Source organism: Clostridioides sp. ZZV14-6153 (genome assembly GCF_020657855.1).
Taxonomy (GTDB): Bacteria; Bacillota; Clostridia; order Peptostreptococcales; family Peptostreptococcaceae; genus Clostridioides.
This window is the reverse complement of record NZ_JAGWCZ010000023.1, coordinates 17,377-38,648: the sequence shown is the minus strand read 5'-3', so window position 1 is coordinate 38,648 and position 21,272 is coordinate 17,377. Positions and strand designations below refer to the sequence as shown.

Here is a 21,272-nt window from a genome sequence, read left to right as displayed (position 1 = left end):
GTAGTATTGGATAGGTTCTATCCTATCTCTACATATAAGTTTCCCTATATACTGACTATTTTAGCTACTAACTCATGACTAAAGTCACGAGTGTGCGTAGCTATTTTTTAATCAAAATCCAAAATAATATACTGTATAAAATAATAGAAATAACATTTTTAGTTGTGAATTTACTATGGTTTATTTTTTTAATCATATTATTCACCTTGTAGCACACCTAAATATGCCCTATCCCCTACATTTAATTTATTGCTATTATTCAGTCTATTAAGTTCAGTTACTTGATATTTTTTTCCATTATTTGATACTGTATATTCTAAAATTGGCCCTAAGAAATTCTTAGATTCTACTTTTATTTTTACAAAACCTCTTTGGTTGGTATTTTGCAATAATACCATTTCTTCAGGTCTTTTATAAATATAAGGCTTTGTCTCTTTTTCAATATTAAAATTAACATAATCTTCTTTTTCAATACAATTTGAAGTACCTACAAAGTTTGCTACAAAATCATTCAATGGGCTTTTGTAAACTTCCATTGGTACACCAATTTGAAGAACTTTACCCTTATCCATTACAGCTATTCTATCAGAAATAGCTAAGGCTTCTTGTTGATCATGAGTAATAAATAAAGTAGTAATACCTATCTTTTGCTGTATCTCTCTTATTTCTTCTCTCATCTTGATTCTTAAAGCTATATCTAGATTAGACATTGGCTCATCTAATAAAAGCATAGTAGGCTCAGTCGCTAATGCTCTTGCTACTGCTACCCTTTGTTGCTGTCCACCAGATAGTTCATCAATCTTTCTTTTTCTAAAATCTTTCATTCCTGCCAATTCTAAATAATTATCACATTTTTCCACTATAATTTTTTTAGATAACTTTTTTATTTTCAATCCATAAGATACATTTTCTTCTACTGTCATATTTGGAAACAGTGCATAGTTTTGAAAAACAGTTCCCATATTTCTATTTTCTGGTTCTAGGTTAGTAATATTTTTATCACCAACATAAATACTTCCAGAAGAAGGTTTTATAAATCCACCAATTATTCTTAAAATAGTCGTTTTTCCACATCCAGAAGGACCTAATAAAGTAAAAAACTCTCCTTCCTTAATGGATATATTAACATCATGTAATACTTTTTCTTTTCCATAATAATGATTAATTTCTTTTAATTCTATATTCTTCATATCGTCTCCACAAATTATCTAATATTTATAAATCTCCAAATATACACATGATGAATCATCATAGATTTTAAATCTAGGAAACTCTATTGCTATTTCATCATCCTTTTCTAGTTCCCTAACTTTTCTATATATATAATCTATACCTTTAATCTCTGCTATTTTCATCATTTTATCTTTATCAAAAATCTTATATCTAACTAATTTTCATCTCCTTGTCCACATAAATTATACTTTTACTATAATTAAAAGTTTTGCATAGTAAAAAATTCACTTCACTTGAGTAACTACGTCTACGAATCACTTCATATCGTTAACTACTTCGTCAGTTGCTTAAAAGCTATTTTATTTAATATTGGTGTGTTAGTATCATTTAGTTGTATGAGTTATACAAAAACCATGAGATATCATAGTTCCCTTATACGTAAAATAGCGAGGAAAATCCTCACTATTTTTGTATATAATATTAAATTATTTAATTAGACTATTTTATAGTTTTATTGTTATCTATTATATCTGTTTCCCACTTTTCAATCCAGTTAGATTGATTTTTTCCAATTACAGACCAATCTACATCCATAGCTTTATATTCTTTTGACATCCACTTTGGTGAATCTTTAAGTGCAGAATCTAATGTTGGAATACGATTAAAATCATTTGCAACCATAGCTTGAACCTTAGCACTTCCAACAAAATCTATAAACTTAGCTGCTGCATTTGGATGTGGTGCATTTTTTAGAGCCGCTACACAGTCTGTGATTACGACAGAACCACTCTCTGCATCCACAACTTCTAATGGCATATTATTTTTTTCTTTATTATCTATTATATCACTTAATACTGCAATAGATATAGCAGCTTCTCCTTTACCTATTGCGGAATACATAACACTTCCGCTATTGTAGTAGTTCTTTATATTTTTATTTAAACCCTCAAGGTACTTCCAAGCTTCATCTTCACTCTTAGTAGTTGAGTAGTAATTGATTAAGTTACTAACAGTAGAACGCATAGATGATGATAATGAATCTCTAGAAACTATTAAGTCTTTATATTCTTCTTTTGTTAAATCGCTCCAATCTTTTGGTGCTTTATCAGCTGATAATAGTTTTGTGTTATAAAACATCATTACTGGTGTTTTTATAGTTCCATACCAATATCCGTCTGAATCTTTGTAAGACTTGTCTAATTCATTATTCCAGCTTGGTTCAGTCTTTTCATATAATCCTTCTTCTTTTAATTGCATGTATGTAGATGTATCTCCACCAAACATTATATCTGCTTGTGGATTCTCTTTTTCACTTCTAACACGATCTGCTAGTTCACCTTTTAAGTTTATGAATTCAACATTAACGCCTGTTTCCTTTGTAAATTCTTCAGAAATTGCTCCTAGCATATCCTCTCCATGTGTAGTATATACTACTAATGTATCCTCTAATTCATCACTTTTTGATGTGCTATCATTGCTACAAGCTACAAGTGATAATGACATTGCTACAGTTAATAAGACAGCTGCTATTTTTATCTTCATATCAATTCCTCCCCCATATTCTCCATGTTCATTTTAAATGTTATTATTCTTATAGTCAACGATTCAACAATAATCTATATAATTGTATTTTTCTATAACTACTAATTTTATTATTGTTTTTTTCTATGGCTATACTTATTTTTATACATATAATTTTTATATTCACATTAATCCATTTTTCAATCTGGGTATTTTATTTCTTTAAAACATATTTTAAATATTAATATTATCATTATTTATATGCATAAAAAATGACCTATGAATAGGTCACCTAAACCAATACTTATATAGTATATGAGATACTTTCTTAAATCACTTATTATTTTTTTATCTAGACTAGCTTCAGTAAATAATGCATGTATGTGTGGTTTCCATTTTAAGTCTTAATTAAAAGTATGAACTACTGTAAAACTATACCTCATCCTCACATCTAAACTTTAAATTTTTATCTATTATTTATTAATTAACTGTATATTCACTAATTTTTATCATTTACAATACTCTTATTATCTTAAAATAATTATAATCTAACTTTAATCATATATTATATTACATATAAATATTTTTAACAAATTTAATAATTAAATAACTAAATAACTATATTTCATTAACCATCTTATAAATATTTATAGACTATTCACTAGTCTTCTTCAATAAATTCAAACAAATTTTCTACTGTGGTATCGAATACTTTAGCAATATCCATCGCTAACTTTAAAGAAGGATTATATTTTCCATTTTCTAAGTGTACAATAGTCTCACGTCTTACCTCAACTGATTTAGCAAGTTCATTTTGCGTCATAAGGAGTTTTTCTCTATATTCTTTAATTTTTGTTTTCATCAATATTGCCACTTAGTTACATATCCCCCTTTTATCAAAGTATATATACAACACTAATTTAGATAAAGATTGTATAAATAAAACTGCAATAAGAATTATACCAGTATCCAAGTTTGATATATTTATATTCCTTGTATAAGGCGTTGCAAAGAAAATAGCTATTATTACTATAGAATATATCATTATTTTTATTGCAATTTGATTAACCTTTGATAGTATAAATTTAGATGATTCATCAACTAAATCATTATATTTTTTAGTATAAATTGAATAACATCCAAAAACTATTAACCAACTCAGTCCTGGAAGAGATGCAGTACTTGGACCTTTAAAAATATACTTAGTCGCTAATACAGCTATAAAAAAATAAGTCATTAAAAGTAATTCTAAGATTAGCTTTGATCTTACACCAGTTTCTGATTTATACATATAAAATCACTCCTTAAAAATTATATATTCTCTATACTCTTTAATTTTTGTTTTCTTCAATATTATCACTTAGTTGCATATTCCCCTTTTATCAAAATATATATACAAAATTAATTTAGATAAAGATTGTATAAATAAAACTGCTAAGAGAATTACACCTATATCCAAATTTGATATATCCAAAGCTCTTGTATGATTTGCTGAAAAGAAAACAGCTATTACAAAAACAGAGTATAACATTATTTTTGATGCAATTTGATTAACCTTTAATAACATAAGTTTTGATGCCTCATCAACTAAATCATTATATTTTTTATTATACATGAAGTCACATGCCCAAAAAGCGAATAAAATTATAAAAGTAATCCAAATATCTTCCCCTTTAAAAATAAACTTTTTTAATAATAAGTCTATAAAAAAATAGGATATCATAAGTAACTCTGAAACAAGATTTGCTTTAACACCAATCTCTGATCTAGACATATAAAATCACTCCTTAAAAGTTATATATTTATAACACTTCATGTTATAAATATATAACTTTTTCAAATAAATTGCAATAGAATATTGTAAATATTTAGTAATATATTTATAAATATAGTTTATAAAAGATTTCATAATAACCATCAAATAGTTACAAATAATATTATAAAACTACTTCTTTATTCACTTTTATAGAACTTTCTCTCTAAAAAAATTCTTATAATATATAAAATATATTTTTTAATAAATATTACAATACAATACTAGATTAGTTTATTATATCTATTCTCTCAATCATATCATTTACTAACTATTATCCTAATGAACATGTAATATTGAAATGTATAATTATACAACCTAAATGCACCCCAATATACCCTCAAAAAAACCTCTTTTTCTGTGGTTGGAGTATGGTTGGTGGATTTCATCACCAAAATAAAAAATACTAGTCAATATTGACTAGTATTTCCAAGTATTTCATTATTCATTTTTATAAATTGGTGGAGACGAATCGCAGGAATAATACCCTTGATTAATTCATTTCATATACAACTCTAAGTTTTTATTAAAAATATACATCACTTTACTATTCTATGATATAACACAACAAAAGAAACTACAATCTATGAGTGCTGGTTTCATATAGTCTTAGTTCCTACAGTAAGTAAGTAGGAAGGGGGTGTACTCTATATGGAACTAATTATAAATTTTATTATAGGAACTATCGTTTCTATTTGTATTGGTATAAGTACCAATTACATATATGATAAAATAAAAAACCACTTATCTATTGGTGGTAGAGTGGTTTAGAATTTGAATTTAAAATTAAATTCAAATTCACTAAAAAGCAATCTATACTAGAAACCACTACTCTACCCACTAGATTGCAGTTTATTTTTATTTTATCTAAAACTACATTGTACTACATTACATTTAAAAATAAACCTTAAATTTCTTTATTACAATTCATTAGTTCGAAAAAATATTTAGAGTCATGAGTTTTATAAAGGTTTAACCAAGAACTTAATGCTTCTTCTTTAAAAACATCTAAAACTTTTAAAACTTGTATCGTAAATTCCAATGGTGCGATTCCCGAAGCAGTAATTAAATTTTCATCATTAACTGCAGATTCCATTTTATAATATTTTTCTCCAGTATAACTTGGTATCACCATTTTTAGAAATTCTAAATCATTACTTGTATGATCTCTAGAATCTAGTAAACCTGTTTTAGCTAGCCCTAAAGTAGCACCACAAATAGCTGCAACTATAGCCCCTTGTCCCAAAGCCTCTTTAGCTTTTTCTAATATTATCTCATGAGCTATAGATATCCAAGTATCTCCCCCTGGCAAAATTAATAAATCATTACTTTCCATATTAAACTCATCAACTGTAATCTCAGGTAAAACTTTTAACCCACCCATTGTTATAATAGGATTTTTATCAACTCCTACTGTAATTACTTTTAGTGGTTTTAATCCTTTTTTAAAATATCTTCCTGTATTTAATTCCGCAGTTAAATATCCAACTTCCCAATCTGACATAGTATCAAACACATACATATATACTTTTCTATTTTTCATCTTTTGCTCCTTATATGATTAATTAATATACCTAATTGTAAAATAACTTAACTGACATACTCTGTCAGTTAAGTTATTAAATTTGATAATGATTAATTAATTCGAGTAAATTTTCAACTATTTTATCTCTAAGACTTAATGGTTCAATTATTTGTATCGATTTTCTATAAGGTATAAGTATATTTGGTATATATGTATATATTACCTCTTCTTGAAGTTTAAATATTGCTTTATTTGAAGTTCTTTCTTTCAAATAATATCCTAGAAGCCAATGCTGACATAAGTTATCTAATGCATTTATACTTCCTTCTATAACTAATGGTATAAGATTATCCTCATCTTTTGTTTCATCCATAATCCCTCTTATAAAAAATTCACTTGCTGAAAATTCCTTTGGTCTATTAAAAATATTTGATGTTTCTATAACATTACTAATTCTATCTATCCTAAAACTACGAATCTCATTTCTCATTTGACAAAATGCTACTATGTACCAATTATTATTCCAACGAACAATTCCATATGGATTTATAATCCTACATTTCGATTTTTCTTCACGAGCTGTACGATAGTTAATTTCTACAGATAATTCATTTGCTATACTATTTTTTAACTTTTTAAGTACAGATTCTATGGATATTTTTCCAGTGGGTTTTATTACTTCAAAACCTATTAAATGTTTTGTTAAAATTTCTTCTTGTTTTTGATTTGAATACATTCTTAACTTTGATGTTGCCTTATCTAATGTGTCATCTAAGAAACATCCCTCTTCTTTAGCAAATATAGCTGCATGAAGTAGAGCAGTTTGCTCCTCTGTATCGAAAAAAAGAGGTGCTTTAATGAAATTATTCAAAAGTGTATATCCACCATTATGACCTGTATCTGAAATTATAGGTACTCCACTAGCAGATAATGCATCAATGTATCTGTAGACAGTTCTTATATTTATTTCTAGTTTTTCAGATATTTGTTTTGCAGTAACTTTTTTATCTGAGTTTAACATCCATAATATAGACATCATATTGTCAATTTTAGCCATATAGTTTTACTCCTTCATATATGTTTTATAAATTAATTATATAGGTTATTAGATTAATTTTCACAAAAAAAATATTAGCAAATTGCTAATATTTTTCGTGAATTTTAATGGTGGAGACGAGGGGAGTCTATAAGTGGTTATTTGATTGTTTTGTTGGTTTTTGTAAGTGTATGTATATAGCTATTTAGTTATGATGTTAGACTGATTTTTTTGATTATTTTTTATTGTTTATTTTTGCGGTTGGGGTATTATTGGGGTATAATTTTCTATTTTCTAAAAATCTTGTTCCCACTCTAGAATAATTTAAATTTTTAATTAATAACTAACTGTTAGTAAACAAAATAATATAATTTATGTATAACTTTATAATTATTTTCTTATATATCTTCTTTATTTTAAATTAATTTAGTTTAATTTAAATAATCATATAAAGAGCCTTAGTCTGTACCTTTAAATTAGACTAAGGCTTTTAATTCTATTTACTTCATCTAATACTCCCTAGAATATATAGCACTTCTTTTTGATATCACTATCACTGTACCTATTCTTAATTAATTACTTACATACTTACTTGCTAACTTCTTACATATAAATAAGCTGCTAAAAATTGACCTCTATCACTACTTCCTAAGAAATTTTTTAATTTATAAACATTATAAGGATTATTTACTTTATCTTGCTATAAATCCCACTACACAAACACCTTCTGTAACAAGCCTTTTTTATAAGTTAATATTTCTTGCAACTGCATTTCTTCTTCAGATATTTTTTTATCAAGTTCAGTAAATAATGCAATTATTTTCTTTTGTTCATTTTCATTTGTTGGCAATAATATTTTTTTATTCAAAAAAGTTTCATTTGAAATATTAATTGTATTCTTTGCACCTTTACGAATTAAATCAATTAGATAATTATGCGCCTTTACTGATGATGAAAAATAAATGTCTAATATATTACCCAATTCGCTTGTTTTAGGAGTAAAACAGCCATATAATGGCGAAACCACAACATTGCTCTTTACTTTTGACTGTTTTACAATGCCCCATTTAAACTCTCCAGTAGGTGATTTTGTATATACTACATCACCATAATGAACTATATTATATTTATCCAGATTTTCTGCAGCAAATGAACGTCCAAGATGTTCCACTTGATCAACCAATCCCTTTGAAACTGAAACTGAATATACTTTTTCGTTTCCTGTATATTTTTCTCCATGTTCAGTTAATATTTCTGATAATAATTTTTCTTCCCATTCTGGGAATTCATTCCCAAAATCATCTTTAAACCTAATTTTTTGAGAGAATATATCAACTAATAATCCAGCTCTTATTTCTTTAGATAACTCAAGTTTTCTTCTTATTTCAAGTATTTTTTCATCAAGTTTATTGAACAAAGAAACTAAATCTGCTTGCTCGTTTATATCTGTTGGAATTACAATTTTCATATCAAAAAAATCATTTATACCAATATTAAGAAGTCCATGGTTTCTTGCGCCTTCAGCACAAATGAGAGAAGCTTCGCCATACCACCTTAAACTATCAAAATATATTTTTAAGAAATCTGAATTAATTCCTTCTTTTGGAGAAAAACATATATACAATGTTGATAAAGCACCTTCCTCATACGAATCAAGCCTTTTTATAGAACCAAAATCATATCCTTTTGAATAGCTTTTATTATATGCAAATTCACCTTTTTTCAATAAGTAATATCCTGACATATCTTTACTTGCCACAACTTTATTGAAATATGTTCTTTGATCTACAAGGCCATCCAATGAAGAAATAGTTAATGGTAATTCACTTTTTAAGCCTATATTTTTTCTTGTAACTCTATCAACAACCTCTTTAAGTCTAACTATTTGCCAATCACCATTATATTTAGGATTTCTAATTTTTGGTATCATACTAACCCTTCCAATCCAAGCAAACTTAGCATTTTACTTAATTCCTTATCAATGATAGCTTCCTTAGCTCTACTATTGTTAAAATTTGATATTGCTTCATTTATATTGATTGAATCTTCATTAATAAAATTATTAATATATTTAGTTAAGTTTAGATCAAATTCGTTTGCTCTAATTTCTTCTAATTTTGCAACATGACAAACCTTATCGATTTCTTTTCTTTCAGAATAATATCTAACTATATTATCAATATTTGCTGGTGACATGATATTTTGTTTTTTGTCAATCTCATATTCCTTAGATGCATCAATGAATAGTATATTGTTACTATTTCCATTTCTGTTTCTCTTCAACACCATACAAATCACTGGAAGTGTTGCACCATGAAATAAATTTCTAGGAAGGCCTATAATTGCATCTATACAATTTAGATCGTTTATTAAATACCTTCTAATTATGTCTTCATTATCACCTCTAAATAAAACTCCATGTGGTAATAATACTGATATTATTCCATTTTTATCCATATGATAAACCATATGCTCTACAAAAGCTAAATCAGCCCTTGCCTTTGGTGCTAAAACACCAGCTCCAGAATATCTAGGATCTGACTCATAGTTTTTTCCCATAGTATGTTTTGCACTATATGGTGGATTTGAAACTTGCACTTGAAACTTAGTATTACTAAAATTATCTATTTTTAATGTATCTCCATTATAGGTACTAAATTTTTTATATGGGACACCATGCATGAGTAAATTCATACGAAGAAGATTATAAGTTGTTCCATTTTTTTCTTGTGCATAAAAATGTGTTACATCATGTGATGTTATTTGATCTTGAACCTGTAATAATAGTGAACCAGAGCCTGCACATGGATCGTAAACAGACTCAACTTCAGTAAGTCCATATGTTGCTAATTTTGCAACCAATTCGCTTGCGCATGCTGGTGTAAAAAACTCGCCCCCTTTTTTTCCTGCATCACTTGCAAAGAGACCGATTAATATCATATAAGCAGTTCCTAATACATCTACATAAGCACCATCTAAATCAAAATTAATATCATGTATCTTTAACATTACCCTGCTGATAAGCTCGGTTCTATCTGACACCTCTTTGCCAAGGTCTTTGTCTTGAAGATTCATATCATCAAATAATTTATCAAATGCAACCTCTGATTCTTGTCCAAGTGTCGATTCTGTAAGTGATGAAATTCCATTTTCAAGATGGTCAATAGAAAATTTTTTTACATTAATCTCATCAATATAACTATCAAATAAATATTCTGGTTCAATAGTATAGCCAAGGTAGTCAATAGACCACTTTTTTACAGTAGGTGCCATTGAAGGGTCAGCTAATGCTTCCCTATATGTAACACCATCATTTTTTAATAAATCATCCATATAATTTTCAGTTCTTTCTGAAAGATATCTATAAAAGATTATTCCAAGAATATAATCTTTAAACTTTGAAGCATCCATGCTTCCTCGTAAATCATTGGCAATAGCCCATAATTTTGTTGCCAATTCTTGCGATTGTACATTTTGCGTATTTGCTACCATAATTATCAATCTCCTTCTGCAGTAAATTTGTCATACATATCCTGAATGAAAATAAGTATACCATCAATCAATTTGTCCATTTTTAGCAAGCCAAAGCCTAATGTGAAAATTCTTTGTCTTACTTTTTCTCTTGTTACAGACTTCTCATTACAAAAATACTGTGTAAGGATTTCTGCAACAACATATTTATCTATTCCATGTTCATTTGAAAAAACTTCAATTTCAGTATTTAAGATTTCCTTTTCATATTCTTCATAAGCTCTAATAATGTCTTCTTCTGGATCAAGTTCAAAAAACTTATCATTAATAAAAGATGTCATAATTTCTCTCTTATATCGCATCTTTTCATTGTCAGAACGCTCAATTTCACGAAGAATAAGGTCAATAGACTGCTCCATTTTTTCTTTATCAGCCCTGTTAATATCCTTTAAAAGATTTAAAATATATACAACATTAATTCTGTCAGTTCTAACCAATTCAATGTCAAAATCAACATCAACAAGAATTGTATCTTTACCTGTCTTTCTTGTTTTTTCCATATGATCATAAAATTCTAAGTACCACGATTTGTAATCATAATAATCAGCTTCATCAAGAAAAACATCTAAATCTTCCTGATTGAATTTTGAAAATGTCTTTAATGTTGCTAACGAGTTTGCAATAGCCCTAAATGCTAGGACATACTGCTTCTGCATATCTTCATCAATAAGTATTTCTGCATCATCAGGAGTAGCACATATTGCTCTTAATATTCCTACCTTGTCACCATAATCAGCAACATGATATTCATATGATTTAAGTAAGAATTCATTTGGGTCTCCATCACCAGAAAATAATTTTAAGGCATCATCTTGTTGCTTTTTAATGTTTCTGTATGTAACAATCTGTCCAAATTGCTTGGTTGTCTTATCTACACGATTTGTTCTTGAATATGCCTGAAGCAAGTTGTGCCATTCAAGATTTTTATCCAAAATCAAAAGGTTTGTAGGCTTGCTATCAAATCCAGTAAGCATCATATCAACTACAAGTAATAAATCTATCTGTGGCTCATCTTTCTGCTTCATTCTTTTGATGATATCTTTTCTATATGCATCAAATGTAGATAAATTATATGATTTGCCAAATATATAGTTGTAATCTTTGATACATTTTGCAAATTTATCCTTTGATGTTTCATCTACACCAGCTTCCATTTCTTCATTCTCCTGACAATGGAAAATAGCTGCTATTTTATATCCTTTTTCATTATTAGCCTTAAAATAATCATAGTATTTAAGCAATGTATCAACCCTATCAACAGCAAACATTGCTGTATATACATCCTTTCCACCCCCTGGTCTTACATGCTGTTCAAGGTGTTTAAGTATATCTATTGCAATACTTTCAAGACGCTTTTCTTCATGATAAAAATTGTTAATGTCAATCTTATTCTTTTTGCAATATGCAGGATCATCTATTTTAGTAACATCTATTGTTGCAGATGAACTTATTACATTGATATTTCTCATATATTCAACAGAAAACCTAAGAACATTGCCATCAGCTATGGCTTCCTTAATCATGTATCTGTGAATACAAGAATCTAACGTTCCAGCTTTAAACATATCAGCAGTTGTTGCGCCTTCTTTGCTTTTATTTTCAGAAAATATAGGAGTCCCAGTAAATCCGATATAATCAGCATTCTTGAAATATCTTTCTACATCTGCTCGCATAGTTCCAAACTGGCTTCTGTGACATTCGTCAATGATAAAAACACATCTTTTATCTTTTAATGTGTCCATAGACTTTTGATATCGAGGATTTTTAACAGCAATTGCCATTTTCTTAATAGTTGTAATGATCATCTTTTTTGATGAATCTTTAATGGCATCTACAAGTCCTTTTGTATTTTCAGTATTATCTACACAATCTTTTTCAAATGAGTTGTATTCATCTACTGTCTGGTCATCAAGATCTTTTCTATCAACTAAAAAAAATACTCTATCGATTAATAGATCATCACGAAGTAATGTAGCCAATTTAAAGCTTGTCAAAGTCTTTCCTGAACCTGTTGTATGAAAAACATAACCTGATAAATGACAGGTCTTTATTCTTTCAAATGCTTTCCTAACTGCATAGATCTGATATGGCCTCATTACCATAAGTATTGGTTCACATTCCTTAATAACATAGTATTTATTAAGCATATCTGTGATAGCAAATTTTTCTAAAAATGCATTGGCAAATGGAATTAACTTTGTAATACGGTTGTTTTCATCATCAGTCCAGTAAAATACTAATGATTTAAGAATGTTGTTTCTTGTTCCATCTGGTTTAATTTCATTTGCATTGGCAAAATACTTTGTCTGTGTTGAATTAGATACAATAAAAATCTGTATATATCTAAAAAGTCCCTTAAACGAATCTTTTCTATATCTGTTAATTTGATTAATAGCTTCATTGATTTCAATACCAGCTCTTTTTAATTCAATCTGGACTAATGGAAGCCCATTAATAAGAACAGTAACATCATATCTATTTTTATTAAGAACACTACTTTCATGCTCCTTGTCCATTGTAACCTGATGCGTTACTTGATATGTATTTCTGGTTGTATCATTAGTTAAAAATTCAATATAAGCCGTTTCGCCATTATCTAAATCTAAGATCCACTTTTGGCGAAGAATCTTAGCAGATTCATAAATAGTATGGTTATTTAATCTAAGCATTACTTTGTGGAATTCACTATCAGAAAGTTCTGCAATACCTTTCTTTGCAATGAGTTCATCTTTATTAACTTCACAAAGCTTAGTTCTAAAGTTATTAAGAACATCATCATAATTTTTGAGTTCAACATATGAGTAATCCATTTCTTGTAATCTATCTAAGAATAAGGATTCAACTTCATACTCTGATTTCACTTTCATATACATCTATCCCTTCTTTTTTAGTTCTATACATTAATATGATTAATTATATTATTCATAGTATTAATAATTCAACATTATTCAACATAGAAAACATATTCCCTATAAAAGGTCTAATTTAATCTATTATGTACTTATGATTAACTACTAGTATATTATCTTACTAATAATCAATACTAAATACATAACTCTATGTGTTCATCTTTCTTGTAACAGTTAATATAAATAATATTAACCTATTATTTCTTAATTATAAAAAATGTACTCTTACTTCTTCGTTATTTTATTCATTCAATCTACAAATTAGCTCTTCAAATATTACTTTCATTGTATGATTGTTTAACATTGGTAACTTTTCATTTCCCTTATCATCTAATACTGGATATAGAACTAAATTTATAAGTTGGAAACACAAATTTTTCAATCACAGAACCTAAAATAGTTGTTGGTTCTTAGCTCTTTTAAAGTAAATTGATAGCCATTACAAAAGACTTGTCCTGACACAGTATATAAAGCATCATTTTGATTTAGAATACCTTCTTTATCAAAAGTTTTTTTCATTTGAAGTGCAGTTCCCTTAGCACCATCAAGCACAGAATCTAATCTTCTTATCACTAATATTACATCTATATGCTTACCTCTTACATAAACAACTTTTAAATAATCATCCAGTATACTCCATATAAAACTTACTATTTAATTATATGTTATATCATCAATAATCAATTTCCTAATAAGTTTATTTGTCTAGTTTTGTAAAATTCAAAATCTATTTTAACATATATGAGTCTATAAAAAATATTATATTTCCATATTTCCTTATTTGTTAGCATTTAATATTTAACTAGACTAATATTTTTCATATAAGTATAATTTAACATAAAAAACTACTTATTATTTATAGTATTTAAAACGTAAAAGGAACTTCTATATCTTTATATAAACTAATAAAAAAGTATTTCTAACTCTATTTATAAACATTAAACAATATCTTTTAGTTCATATACATGTTAAAAAGTTACTTAATTATAAAAATAAATAACATAAACAAATTGGTTTAGATATATTTTATTCTTCAACCTTATTACAATATAAGACTATTTTACATCTTATATCCTTTTTTGAGTATAAAAAATATTATTTTCAAAGATTTTCACGTTTTTATATATTTATATAAAAAATTAAATAGTCTAGTTATTATTAATATACATTTATACATTTTCTTACATATATGAGTTTCAAATATAGCCACAACATGCAAATCTCATTTTTCTAAATTCAATATACCAATAAGCTTCATTTTTTAATATAATACATAAGTCTAATTATAATATATTAAAAGTTAAAGAAGGCATTTTTATGCCCTCTTTAAGTTTTAATGTATTTATTTTAAACAACATAAGGAAAATTTTAGTTAATTCAAAGTATTATAATATAATTTATTAATAAATTTGATCTTTACACTTAACTCCCATAATTTAATTACTTTAATAGATCAATCATAAATTTTGCCCCTGATTTAAATCCAAACTTATAACCAAGTTCTCTTTCAAATTCTATTAATGAATTAAATAAATCATTTAATTCCATTAATGCATGCTTCTTATTTTCTTCTAATAAACTATTATTTAGTAATTTGTTAATCTCTCTAATTTCTTTCCAATGTTCAGTGTAGTACTTCTCTTTCTCCAAAACATCTCTGTATATATGTTCATTTATCCAATAATCAAAATATATTTCTATAATTTCATCATACATGTTAGTACCTCCTTGACTTTCATCTGGTACTTAATATATACTTAACTTGTGTAGATTAGTGTACATTAAGTACCTAATTTATAAAGGTAGTTGTTATATTTATATGGCAACTACCTTTTTCTAGTAAATTTTTCAATCTAAATACTATATATTTTAAATCTTCATTGCTTACGATTGAGGATTATATACTTTTCTTCTAACACTCTTTAAACAATAGTTTATATATCACTTAATAAATTATATTTTTTCATACCTCTTTTATCTTCTTACATTCCTTAAAAGAAAACAAACTTCCTATATACCAATAAGGTCTAAAGCCTGATTCTCCATCTCTATTTTTAGCAACTATAATCTCACTTAGATTAGCTCCAAAACCTTTTTCTCTACGTCTTAATTCTTTTATATCCTCTATTCCCATTGTCTTACAATAATCAAGAGCCTCTTTCTCTGTAGGTCTATGAATATATATAACTGAATTAGAGTCCATATATATTTGTTTTGAACTTCTCATTACTCTATCACCTTTTGGTCTTTCGTCCTTCAATTCATCATTCAATTGAGCCAACTGTATAATTGGAATATTGAAATCTAAAGTAATCTTTTTTATTTGCCTTGATAAATCAGCAAACTTAGCTTCTCCAACTTCTTTACCTTCGTAATCCAAAATCTGAAGATAATCAATTATAACAACATCTGGTTTAATACTTTTTATCTCCCTCTTAATTCCTGATATTGTATTCACTGAATCATTAATATAGAGATTATTCTCCTGATTTAAAGTACTTAAAGCATTTATGTATTTAATTATTTCTTCTTCATTTAGATTTCTATTCTTCATTTTTACAACTGATATTCCCGTTAAAGAAGCTATGTTTCTAAACAAAATTTGTATATCACTCATTTCCCCACTTATAAAAAGTACTTTTTTACCTTGAAATACAACATTTCTCATTATCTGTAAAGCTAGTGCTGTTTTTCCTCTTCCACTTTTGGCCGCTATTGTAATTAATTCACCACTATATAGACCTCCAATAGTTTCATCTAAAAATTTTATTCCTATATTAATACCTTCTTCAATTTCAGCATTTATATATTCAAAGGCTCTTTCTGATATAGCTGTTATACTAGAATCCTTCTTAACCAATTTCTGATTGACTTCATTAATGTATTTTTCTAATTGATATATAAGTGTATTATCATCTATTTCCCCTAATTTGAATTTATTAAATTTATCAATTATATTTCTATTTTTATATTTTTCAATAACTATATCAATATAATGAGATACATTACCTATAGTTGGAACTATTGTTGATAGTTTTGTCAAATAACTTATACCTCCAACATAATCTATAAGCCCCTTTTTCTTTAAATCTTCTGTAAGAGTTATTATGTCTATAGGCTCATCCCTTTTATGTATATCTTTCACTGAATTGAATATATGTTTGTGTTCTTGATGATAAAACATATCTTCACTTATTAATATTTCAATCTCTTCTATTTTCCTCGAATCTAGTAAAATACTACCTAATATAGATTGTTCTGCTTCTGTGTTCTTAACTAAATTACTCATATTATCCATAATATAAACTCCCTACCACTTTAATTGTGAATCATCTGGACTATATGCATCTGCCCCTACTTTGACATTAATTGATTTATCTTGATAATTGCCTTCTAATATCTTAAGAAAATTATTTGGACTCATTATCCAATCAAAACTTGCCTTCCAACCTTTTTCATTGCTTCCATTTAAAAAGCTAGTTTTACTAACTATATGAATAATTTCTAATACAGTCTCTTTATCATATTCTTTTATCCTAGCATTAATTACTTTTTTTCTAGCTTCTGTAAGTTTCTTTACTTTTGATAGTTCTGTACAAGTAATATTGAATTTTTCTATAATTTCACTGTATATTTTACTTTTTTCATTATTTACATTCTTGTTAGTTGTTAGTTGCTTGTTAATTGCATGTTGATTAGTCTGTTGATTTTCTTCATTAGATTGATATAGCTCCCAGTTTTCAATAGTTATAAGCCTATTTTTGTTTGTTGATTCATTTGTTAGAAATCCATATCTTTCAAATTTCTTTAAAGCAGTTCTTACATTCTGGATACTTACATCTTTTGAACACATATTTGCTATACTTTCCAAAGATGTTATTAACTGTCCAGATTTAACTTCATATTCTTTACCTCCATAAACCCATTTATTAGGCTTATGATTAACTGACAGTAATAGGTTTATGAGTATATCTCTTTGTTTGGAATTACAATCTTTATATAGTGGGCTTTCTTTTATCTTTCTATGAAGCTTTATCCAACCTAGATTACTCAAGTACTATCACCCACTTAAACCTATAATTTTATGCCATTTGCATTTTCAATAAACCAATCATCTAGTTTATTTTTTATTATATACACTCTATTATCTATCCATATACAAGGAAATCCTTTATTTTTAGAATGACATAACTGTCTAAATTTTGATTCCCCTATGGGATAAATTTTAGAAGCTTCTTTACATGTGATAAGTTGAGCTTTATCTCTTCTATATGTTTGTATCTCTTTGTACCCTTTTGACCTTTCTTGTGCTTCTTGTTCTTGTTTGACAAGTATATTCAATGTAGCTTGTAGTGTTTTAAGAACTTCTAAATTATTTGTATCTGCCATACATCATTCCTCCTTATCAAAAAATAAATCTTCTACACTTGTATCTAGTTCTTGAGCCAATTTTGACATCAACATATTACTTGGATTCTTTGATTTACCTCTTTCTAAAGAGGATAAATAATATCTTGAGATGCCAACTTTTTCAGCTAATTCATATTGCTTTATACCTTTTTCAATTCTTTTTAATTTGAGTTTCATTGATTTCCTCCTTTCTTTCATACCCATTTTGTGTATTCTCATTTCTATAAAATATTCTAACACCCATTCGGTGTATTGTCAATATATTTAAGTGTATCAATAGACCCATTTAGTGTTATAATGTATTTGAGGTGAAATTATGATAGATAATACAATTGGAAAAAAGATTAAACAATATAGAAAATCTATAAATATGTCAAGGGATGAGTTAGCTAATAAGATTGGTTGCTCAGTTTATGCTGTAGCTAAATATGAGCAAGGCCAAAGAAAGCCTAGTTTAGATATGATAAAAAAAATATCTACTGCATTATCAATTCCTATAAATAGGCTTATTATTGATGAAAGTGATTTAGATACTTCAACAAATAATTATACTAATTTAAAAGAATTGGATTTAGTTGTAAAAACATTTGATAATTACTCAGCAAAACTCATCGGAAATAATATAAGCAAATTTAGAAATATAAATAATATATCTCTCAAAGAACTCTCAGAAAAAATAAATTGTTCTGAGAATGAAATTATAAATTATGAGAATGGAACAAAAATGCCTAGAATTGAAATATTAAAAAAAATAGCACTTGCTACTTATACTAAGATTGAAGACTTATTTGGATTTCCATTAGAAGAGATAAAAATAGATAACCAAACAATCCTCTATAGAAATCCCCAGACTGGATATATTATAGATAACTTTCTTATCGATTTTATAAATAAAGATATTAACATAGATAATACTCCAGTTTCTTATTATATAGATAAGTCAGAATTTGATTTAGTAATTCATATATTAAAAAATTATGGTTATGATGTAAAAACAGATTATAAGACAAAGTTTGAAATTGCAGATAATGCAGATACAATAAAACCAATTAGCTTAAGCTTCTCTGACTTCAAAGACTTCTCCAAAAATCTAAATTGGGTGATAAATGGTCTTGTTGAAAATTTTATACAAGAAAACTCTAATGGTCTTATTGAAGATGAGGATGAAGAATATTAGTATTGCATATTTTCAAAATATAGGTTTACCTATTAACTTTTATACATTCATAGTTAATAAATAAAAATTAGATATGAAAGGAGCTAAAATCATGAATAAATCATATATACCAAAATACACACATAAATTCCCTACTAATCTACCTCATGGAGATAAAAAATATACTTTAACATACATTAGAAGAATGATAAGTGAATTTGTATATGATATGGGTAATCTAGAAAATAACCCCTTTACATTCCCAGAAGTACAAACATTACTTGATGGTATAACAGTAGGTGGGCATAAATTAAGTGACCAAAATCAAATACTAAATATAAAATCATCATGGGATTATGTAATAAAATTAAGTAACAAAGAAAACTTATCTTTAAATAAAGATACAATTTGCTCTATACATAAAATAGTTGCAAAAGATGAAGCTCTAATCGTTGGAGATTTTAGAAATGGTAACATAGGTATAGCTGGTACTACTCAATATGAGTGCATAGAAGCCACTCTATTAAATGATTTATTTGCAAGTGACATAAATATCATAAATAAAATAACTAACCCCTTAGAAAAGGCTATAATAATAAATTTATGGTTGTCCTATTGCCAATTCTTCTATGATGGCAACAAAAGAACTGCTAGACTTACCTCAAACCTAATACTTATAAGTAATGATATAGGAGTTCTATCAATACCAGCTAAACATAAACAAGAATACAACACATTAATGCTAAACTTCTATGAAACACTAGAAGCTGATGAAGTTATAAAATTCTTATTAGAGAAATGTATTACATTTTTTGATGGATATAACTATAAATCATATAAGGAGCTGTTTAAAAATGGCAACTAAAAGAGCTAATGGAGAAGGCTCTATCGGAAAATATAAAGATGGTTGGCGTTCCCGTATAATGATTGGCTATAATGAAGATGGTAAACCAATAAGAAAAGAATTTTATGGTAAGACTCAAAAGGAAGTTAAAGATAAACTTGATGCTTATAAAAAACAATATTATTTAAGCTCTGATATTTCAGATGATAAAATAACTTTAGAGCATTGGTTTTACAATTGGTTATTTGAATATAGAATAAAAGATTTAAAACCTAAGTCATTTGAAAGATATGAAAGCATCTATCGTAATTATATTAAAGATACTGATTTAGGCAATGTTAAATTAAAGGACTTAAGAGTATCTCACATACAAAAATATTACAATAGATTGCTTGATTCCAATAAAAGTATACCTACTATAAGACAAATAAACACTAAACTGAAAACCTGCTTATCAGAAGCTGAAAAACAAGGTCTTATACAACGTAATTATTGTACTATGGTAAATATACCAGTTGAAAAAAAGGAAAATAAGCTTGAAATATTGACTCTTGAACAACAAAAGAGTTTTATAAAAGCTATAGATGGTCATAAATTAGAGATATTATTTTTACTTGCTCTTGGTACTGGACTTAGATTAGGAGAATTATTAGGACTTAAATGGTTTGATATTGATTTTAAAAAGTCTAATTTAACAGTTAAAAGAACTCTTCAAAGAACATATTTTATAGATAAAACTGGAAATAGAGAGCTTAAAGTATTAGAGCAAGAGCCAAAGACATCAAATTCTTACAGAACTGTACCTATTCCAAAAGATGTTTTAAATAAATTGAAAGAGCATAAAGTAAATCAAAATTCGGATATATTAAAGGCTGGAGAATTGTATATAAATAATAATTATGTATTTTGCAATGAATTAGGCACCCCTATAGATGATAAAAGACCATTAAGGAATTTAAAGTCTATATTAAATAGCTTAGATATAGAGCCTATAAAGTTTCATGGTCTTAGGAAAACTTATGCGACTAGACTTTTTGAGAATGATGTCCCTCCTAAAACTGTACAAGTTTTAATGGGTCATTATGATATATCAATAACTTTAAATATATATACTCAAGTTATGGAAGATAAGAAAGTTGAAGCTGTAGAAAAGTTGGATAAAATATTTTCATTTTAGAAGCTAAGAATAATCTTAGCTTCTATTCATAAAAATAATTCACTCTTATTGTAATAATAAAATTATCATAATTACTATTAATAATATATTTTTTATACCCTTGTTTAAAATTAAATTTAATCACTTCTTTATTAATAATATAGCATTTTTATATAAATATCAGAATACACATATCAT

Annotated in this window: 20 protein-coding genes; 3 read left to right on the top strand and 17 right to left on the bottom strand. The window is 26.9% G+C overall.

Going from position 1 to position 21,272, the window contains the following annotated elements; translation table 11 throughout:
- Positions 1-197: 197 nt before the first annotated feature.
- From KGF46_RS18400 to KGF46_RS18320, 17 genes are all read right to left on the bottom strand, one after another.
- Positions 198-1,190 carry an ABC transporter ATP-binding protein gene (locus KGF46_RS18400; protein WP_227842949.1) on the bottom strand — a complete coding sequence of 331 codons (993 nt, stop codon included), beginning with the start codon at positions 1,188-1,190 and terminating at the stop codon, positions 198-200.
- 18 nt (positions 1,191-1,208) lie between these two features.
- Positions 1,209-1,355, bottom strand: coding sequence for a hypothetical protein (locus KGF46_RS18395; RefSeq protein WP_227850494.1), 147 nt, complete (start codon positions 1,353-1,355; stop codon positions 1,209-1,211).
- 316 nt (positions 1,356-1,671) lie between these two features.
- Positions 1,672-2,715 carry an extracellular solute-binding protein gene (locus tag KGF46_RS18390; protein WP_227830246.1) on the bottom strand — a complete coding sequence of 348 codons (1,044 nt, stop codon included), beginning with the start codon at positions 2,713-2,715 and terminating at the stop codon, positions 1,672-1,674.
- A gap of 640 nt (positions 2,716-3,355) precedes the next feature.
- Positions 3,356-3,556 carry a helix-turn-helix transcriptional regulator gene (locus tag KGF46_RS18385; RefSeq protein WP_255611550.1) on the bottom strand — a complete coding sequence of 67 codons (201 nt, stop codon included), beginning with the start codon at positions 3,554-3,556 and terminating at the stop codon, positions 3,356-3,358.
- A 12-nt stretch (positions 3,557-3,568) separates the two neighbouring features.
- Positions 3,569-3,985, bottom strand: a complete 417-nt coding sequence (locus KGF46_RS18380) for a hypothetical protein (RefSeq protein ID WP_227857089.1) — start codon at positions 3,983-3,985, stop codon at positions 3,569-3,571.
- 69 nt (positions 3,986-4,054) lie between these two features.
- Positions 4,055-4,468: a hypothetical protein gene (locus KGF46_RS18375; protein ID WP_227839651.1), complete on the bottom strand. Its 414-nt coding sequence runs from the start codon at positions 4,466-4,468 to the stop codon at positions 4,055-4,057.
- A gap of 946 nt (positions 4,469-5,414) precedes the next feature.
- Positions 5,415-6,050, bottom strand: a complete 636-nt coding sequence (locus tag KGF46_RS18370) for a type 1 glutamine amidotransferase family protein (protein WP_227830250.1) — start codon at positions 6,048-6,050, stop codon at positions 5,415-5,417.
- A gap of 76 nt (positions 6,051-6,126) precedes the next feature.
- A complete protein-coding gene (locus tag KGF46_RS18365; RefSeq protein WP_227850495.1) occupies positions 6,127-7,089 on the bottom strand; it encodes a helix-turn-helix transcriptional regulator in 963 nt (320 codons plus the stop codon).
- A gap of 691 nt (positions 7,090-7,780) precedes the next feature.
- On the bottom strand, positions 7,781-8,998 hold the full coding sequence (locus KGF46_RS18360; RefSeq protein WP_227842947.1) for a restriction endonuclease subunit S: 1,218 nt from the start codon (positions 8,996-8,998) through the stop codon (positions 7,781-7,783).
- Complete coding sequence (locus tag KGF46_RS18355; protein WP_227842946.1) at positions 8,995-10,560, bottom strand: type I restriction-modification system subunit M; 1,566 nt, start codon at positions 10,558-10,560, stop codon at positions 8,995-8,997. Before KGF46_RS18355 ends, KGF46_RS18360 begins: the two co-directional genes overlap by 4 nt.
- A 5-nt stretch (positions 10,561-10,565) precedes the next feature.
- Positions 10,566-13,472, bottom strand: coding sequence for a type I restriction endonuclease subunit R (locus KGF46_RS18350; protein ID WP_227862228.1), 2,907 nt, complete (start codon positions 13,470-13,472; stop codon positions 10,566-10,568).
- A gap of 414 nt (positions 13,473-13,886) precedes the next feature.
- Complete coding sequence (locus KGF46_RS18345) at positions 13,887-14,081, bottom strand: hypothetical protein (protein ID WP_227842943.1); 195 nt, start codon at positions 14,079-14,081, stop codon at positions 13,887-13,889.
- An 867-nt stretch (positions 14,082-14,948) separates the two neighbouring features.
- On the bottom strand, positions 14,949-15,224 hold the full coding sequence (locus KGF46_RS18340) for a DUF6809 family protein (RefSeq protein WP_227842942.1): 276 nt from the start codon (positions 15,222-15,224) through the stop codon (positions 14,949-14,951).
- A gap of 247 nt (positions 15,225-15,471) precedes the next feature.
- Positions 15,472-16,806 (bottom strand): DnaB-like helicase C-terminal domain-containing protein, encoded by a 1,335-nt coding sequence (locus tag KGF46_RS18335; protein WP_227842941.1) that lies wholly within the window; start codon positions 16,804-16,806, stop codon positions 15,472-15,474.
- A 12-nt stretch (positions 16,807-16,818) separates the two neighbouring features.
- Complete coding sequence (locus tag KGF46_RS18330) at positions 16,819-17,562, bottom strand: hypothetical protein (RefSeq protein WP_076631118.1); 744 nt, start codon at positions 17,560-17,562, stop codon at positions 16,819-16,821.
- A gap of 20 nt (positions 17,563-17,582) precedes the next feature.
- Positions 17,583-17,897, bottom strand: coding sequence for a hypothetical protein (locus tag KGF46_RS18325; RefSeq protein ID WP_054275115.1), 315 nt, complete (start codon positions 17,895-17,897; stop codon positions 17,583-17,585).
- Positions 17,898-17,900: 3 nt separating this feature from the next.
- On the bottom strand, positions 17,901-18,095 hold the full coding sequence (locus KGF46_RS18320) for a helix-turn-helix domain-containing protein (protein ID WP_227842940.1): 195 nt from the start codon (positions 18,093-18,095) through the stop codon (positions 17,901-17,903).
- A gap of 139 nt (positions 18,096-18,234) precedes the next feature.
- Here KGF46_RS18320 and KGF46_RS18315 point away from each other — a divergent pair, with 139 nt between their 5' ends.
- The 3 genes from KGF46_RS18315 to KGF46_RS18305 all read left to right on the top strand — a co-directional run bounded on the left by KGF46_RS18315 (position 18,235) and on the right by KGF46_RS18305 (position 21,095).
- Positions 18,235-19,095, top strand: coding sequence for a helix-turn-helix transcriptional regulator (locus KGF46_RS18315; protein WP_021373716.1), 861 nt, complete (start codon positions 18,235-18,237; stop codon positions 19,093-19,095).
- A 91-nt stretch (positions 19,096-19,186) separates the two neighbouring features.
- Positions 19,187-19,939, top strand: a complete 753-nt coding sequence (locus tag KGF46_RS18310) for a Fic family protein (protein WP_227842939.1) — start codon at positions 19,187-19,189, stop codon at positions 19,937-19,939.
- Entirely contained in the window at positions 19,929-21,095 is a 1,167-nt protein-coding gene (locus tag KGF46_RS18305; RefSeq protein ID WP_227842938.1) for a site-specific integrase, read from the top strand. The genes KGF46_RS18310 and KGF46_RS18305 overlap by 11 nt, the downstream gene beginning before the upstream one ends.
- Positions 21,096-21,272: the final 177 nt, after the last annotated feature.

Bases quoted from the DNA above. Each gene is read 5' to 3' on its own strand.
- KGF46_RS18400 (WP_227842949.1), bottom strand. From the start codon at position 1,190: ATGAAGAATATAGAATTAAAAGAAATTAATCATTATTATGGAAAAGAA.
- KGF46_RS18395 (WP_227850494.1), bottom strand. From the start codon at position 1,355: ATGAAAATAGCAGAGATTAAAGGTATAGATTATATATATAGAAAAGTT.
- KGF46_RS18390 (WP_227830246.1), bottom strand. From the start codon at position 2,715: ATGAAGATAAAAATAGCAGCTGTCTTATTAACTGTAGCAATGTCATTA.
- KGF46_RS18385 (WP_255611550.1), bottom strand. From the start codon at position 3,556: ATGAAAACAAAAATTAAAGAATATAGAGAAAAACTCCTTATGACGCAA.
- KGF46_RS18380 (WP_227857089.1), bottom strand. From the start codon at position 3,985: ATGTATAAATCAGAAACTGGTGTAAGATCAAAGCTAATCTTAGAATTA.
- KGF46_RS18375 (WP_227839651.1), bottom strand. From the start codon at position 4,468: ATGTCTAGATCAGAGATTGGTGTTAAAGCAAATCTTGTTTCAGAGTTA.
- KGF46_RS18370 (WP_227830250.1), bottom strand. From the start codon at position 6,050: ATGAAAAATAGAAAAGTATATATGTATGTGTTTGATACTATGTCAGAT.
- KGF46_RS18365 (WP_227850495.1), bottom strand. From the start codon at position 7,089: ATGGCTAAAATTGACAATATGATGTCTATATTATGGATGTTAAACTCA.
- KGF46_RS18360 (WP_227842947.1), bottom strand. From the start codon at position 8,998: ATGATACCAAAAATTAGAAATCCTAAATATAATGGTGATTGGCAAATA.
- KGF46_RS18355 (WP_227842946.1), bottom strand. From the start codon at position 10,560: ATGGTAGCAAATACGCAAAATGTACAATCGCAAGAATTGGCAACAAAA.
- KGF46_RS18350 (WP_227862228.1), bottom strand. From the start codon at position 13,472: ATGTATATGAAAGTGAAATCAGAGTATGAAGTTGAATCCTTATTCTTA.
- KGF46_RS18340 (WP_227842942.1), bottom strand. From the start codon at position 15,224: ATGTATGATGAAATTATAGAAATATATTTTGATTATTGGATAAATGAA.
- KGF46_RS18335 (WP_227842941.1), bottom strand. From the start codon at position 16,806: ATGGATAATATGAGTAATTTAGTTAAGAACACAGAAGCAGAACAATCT.
- KGF46_RS18325 (WP_054275115.1), bottom strand. From the start codon at position 17,897: ATGGCAGATACAAATAATTTAGAAGTTCTTAAAACACTACAAGCTACA.
- KGF46_RS18320 (WP_227842940.1), bottom strand. From the start codon at position 18,095: ATGAAACTCAAATTAAAAAGAATTGAAAAAGGTATAAAGCAATATGAA.
- KGF46_RS18315 (WP_021373716.1), top strand. From the start codon at position 18,235: ATGATAGATAATACAATTGGAAAAAAGATTAAACAATATAGAAAATCT.
- KGF46_RS18310 (WP_227842939.1), top strand. From the start codon at position 19,187: ATGAATAAATCATATATACCAAAATACACACATAAATTCCCTACTAAT.
- KGF46_RS18305 (WP_227842938.1), top strand. From the start codon at position 19,929: ATGGCAACTAAAAGAGCTAATGGAGAAGGCTCTATCGGAAAATATAAA.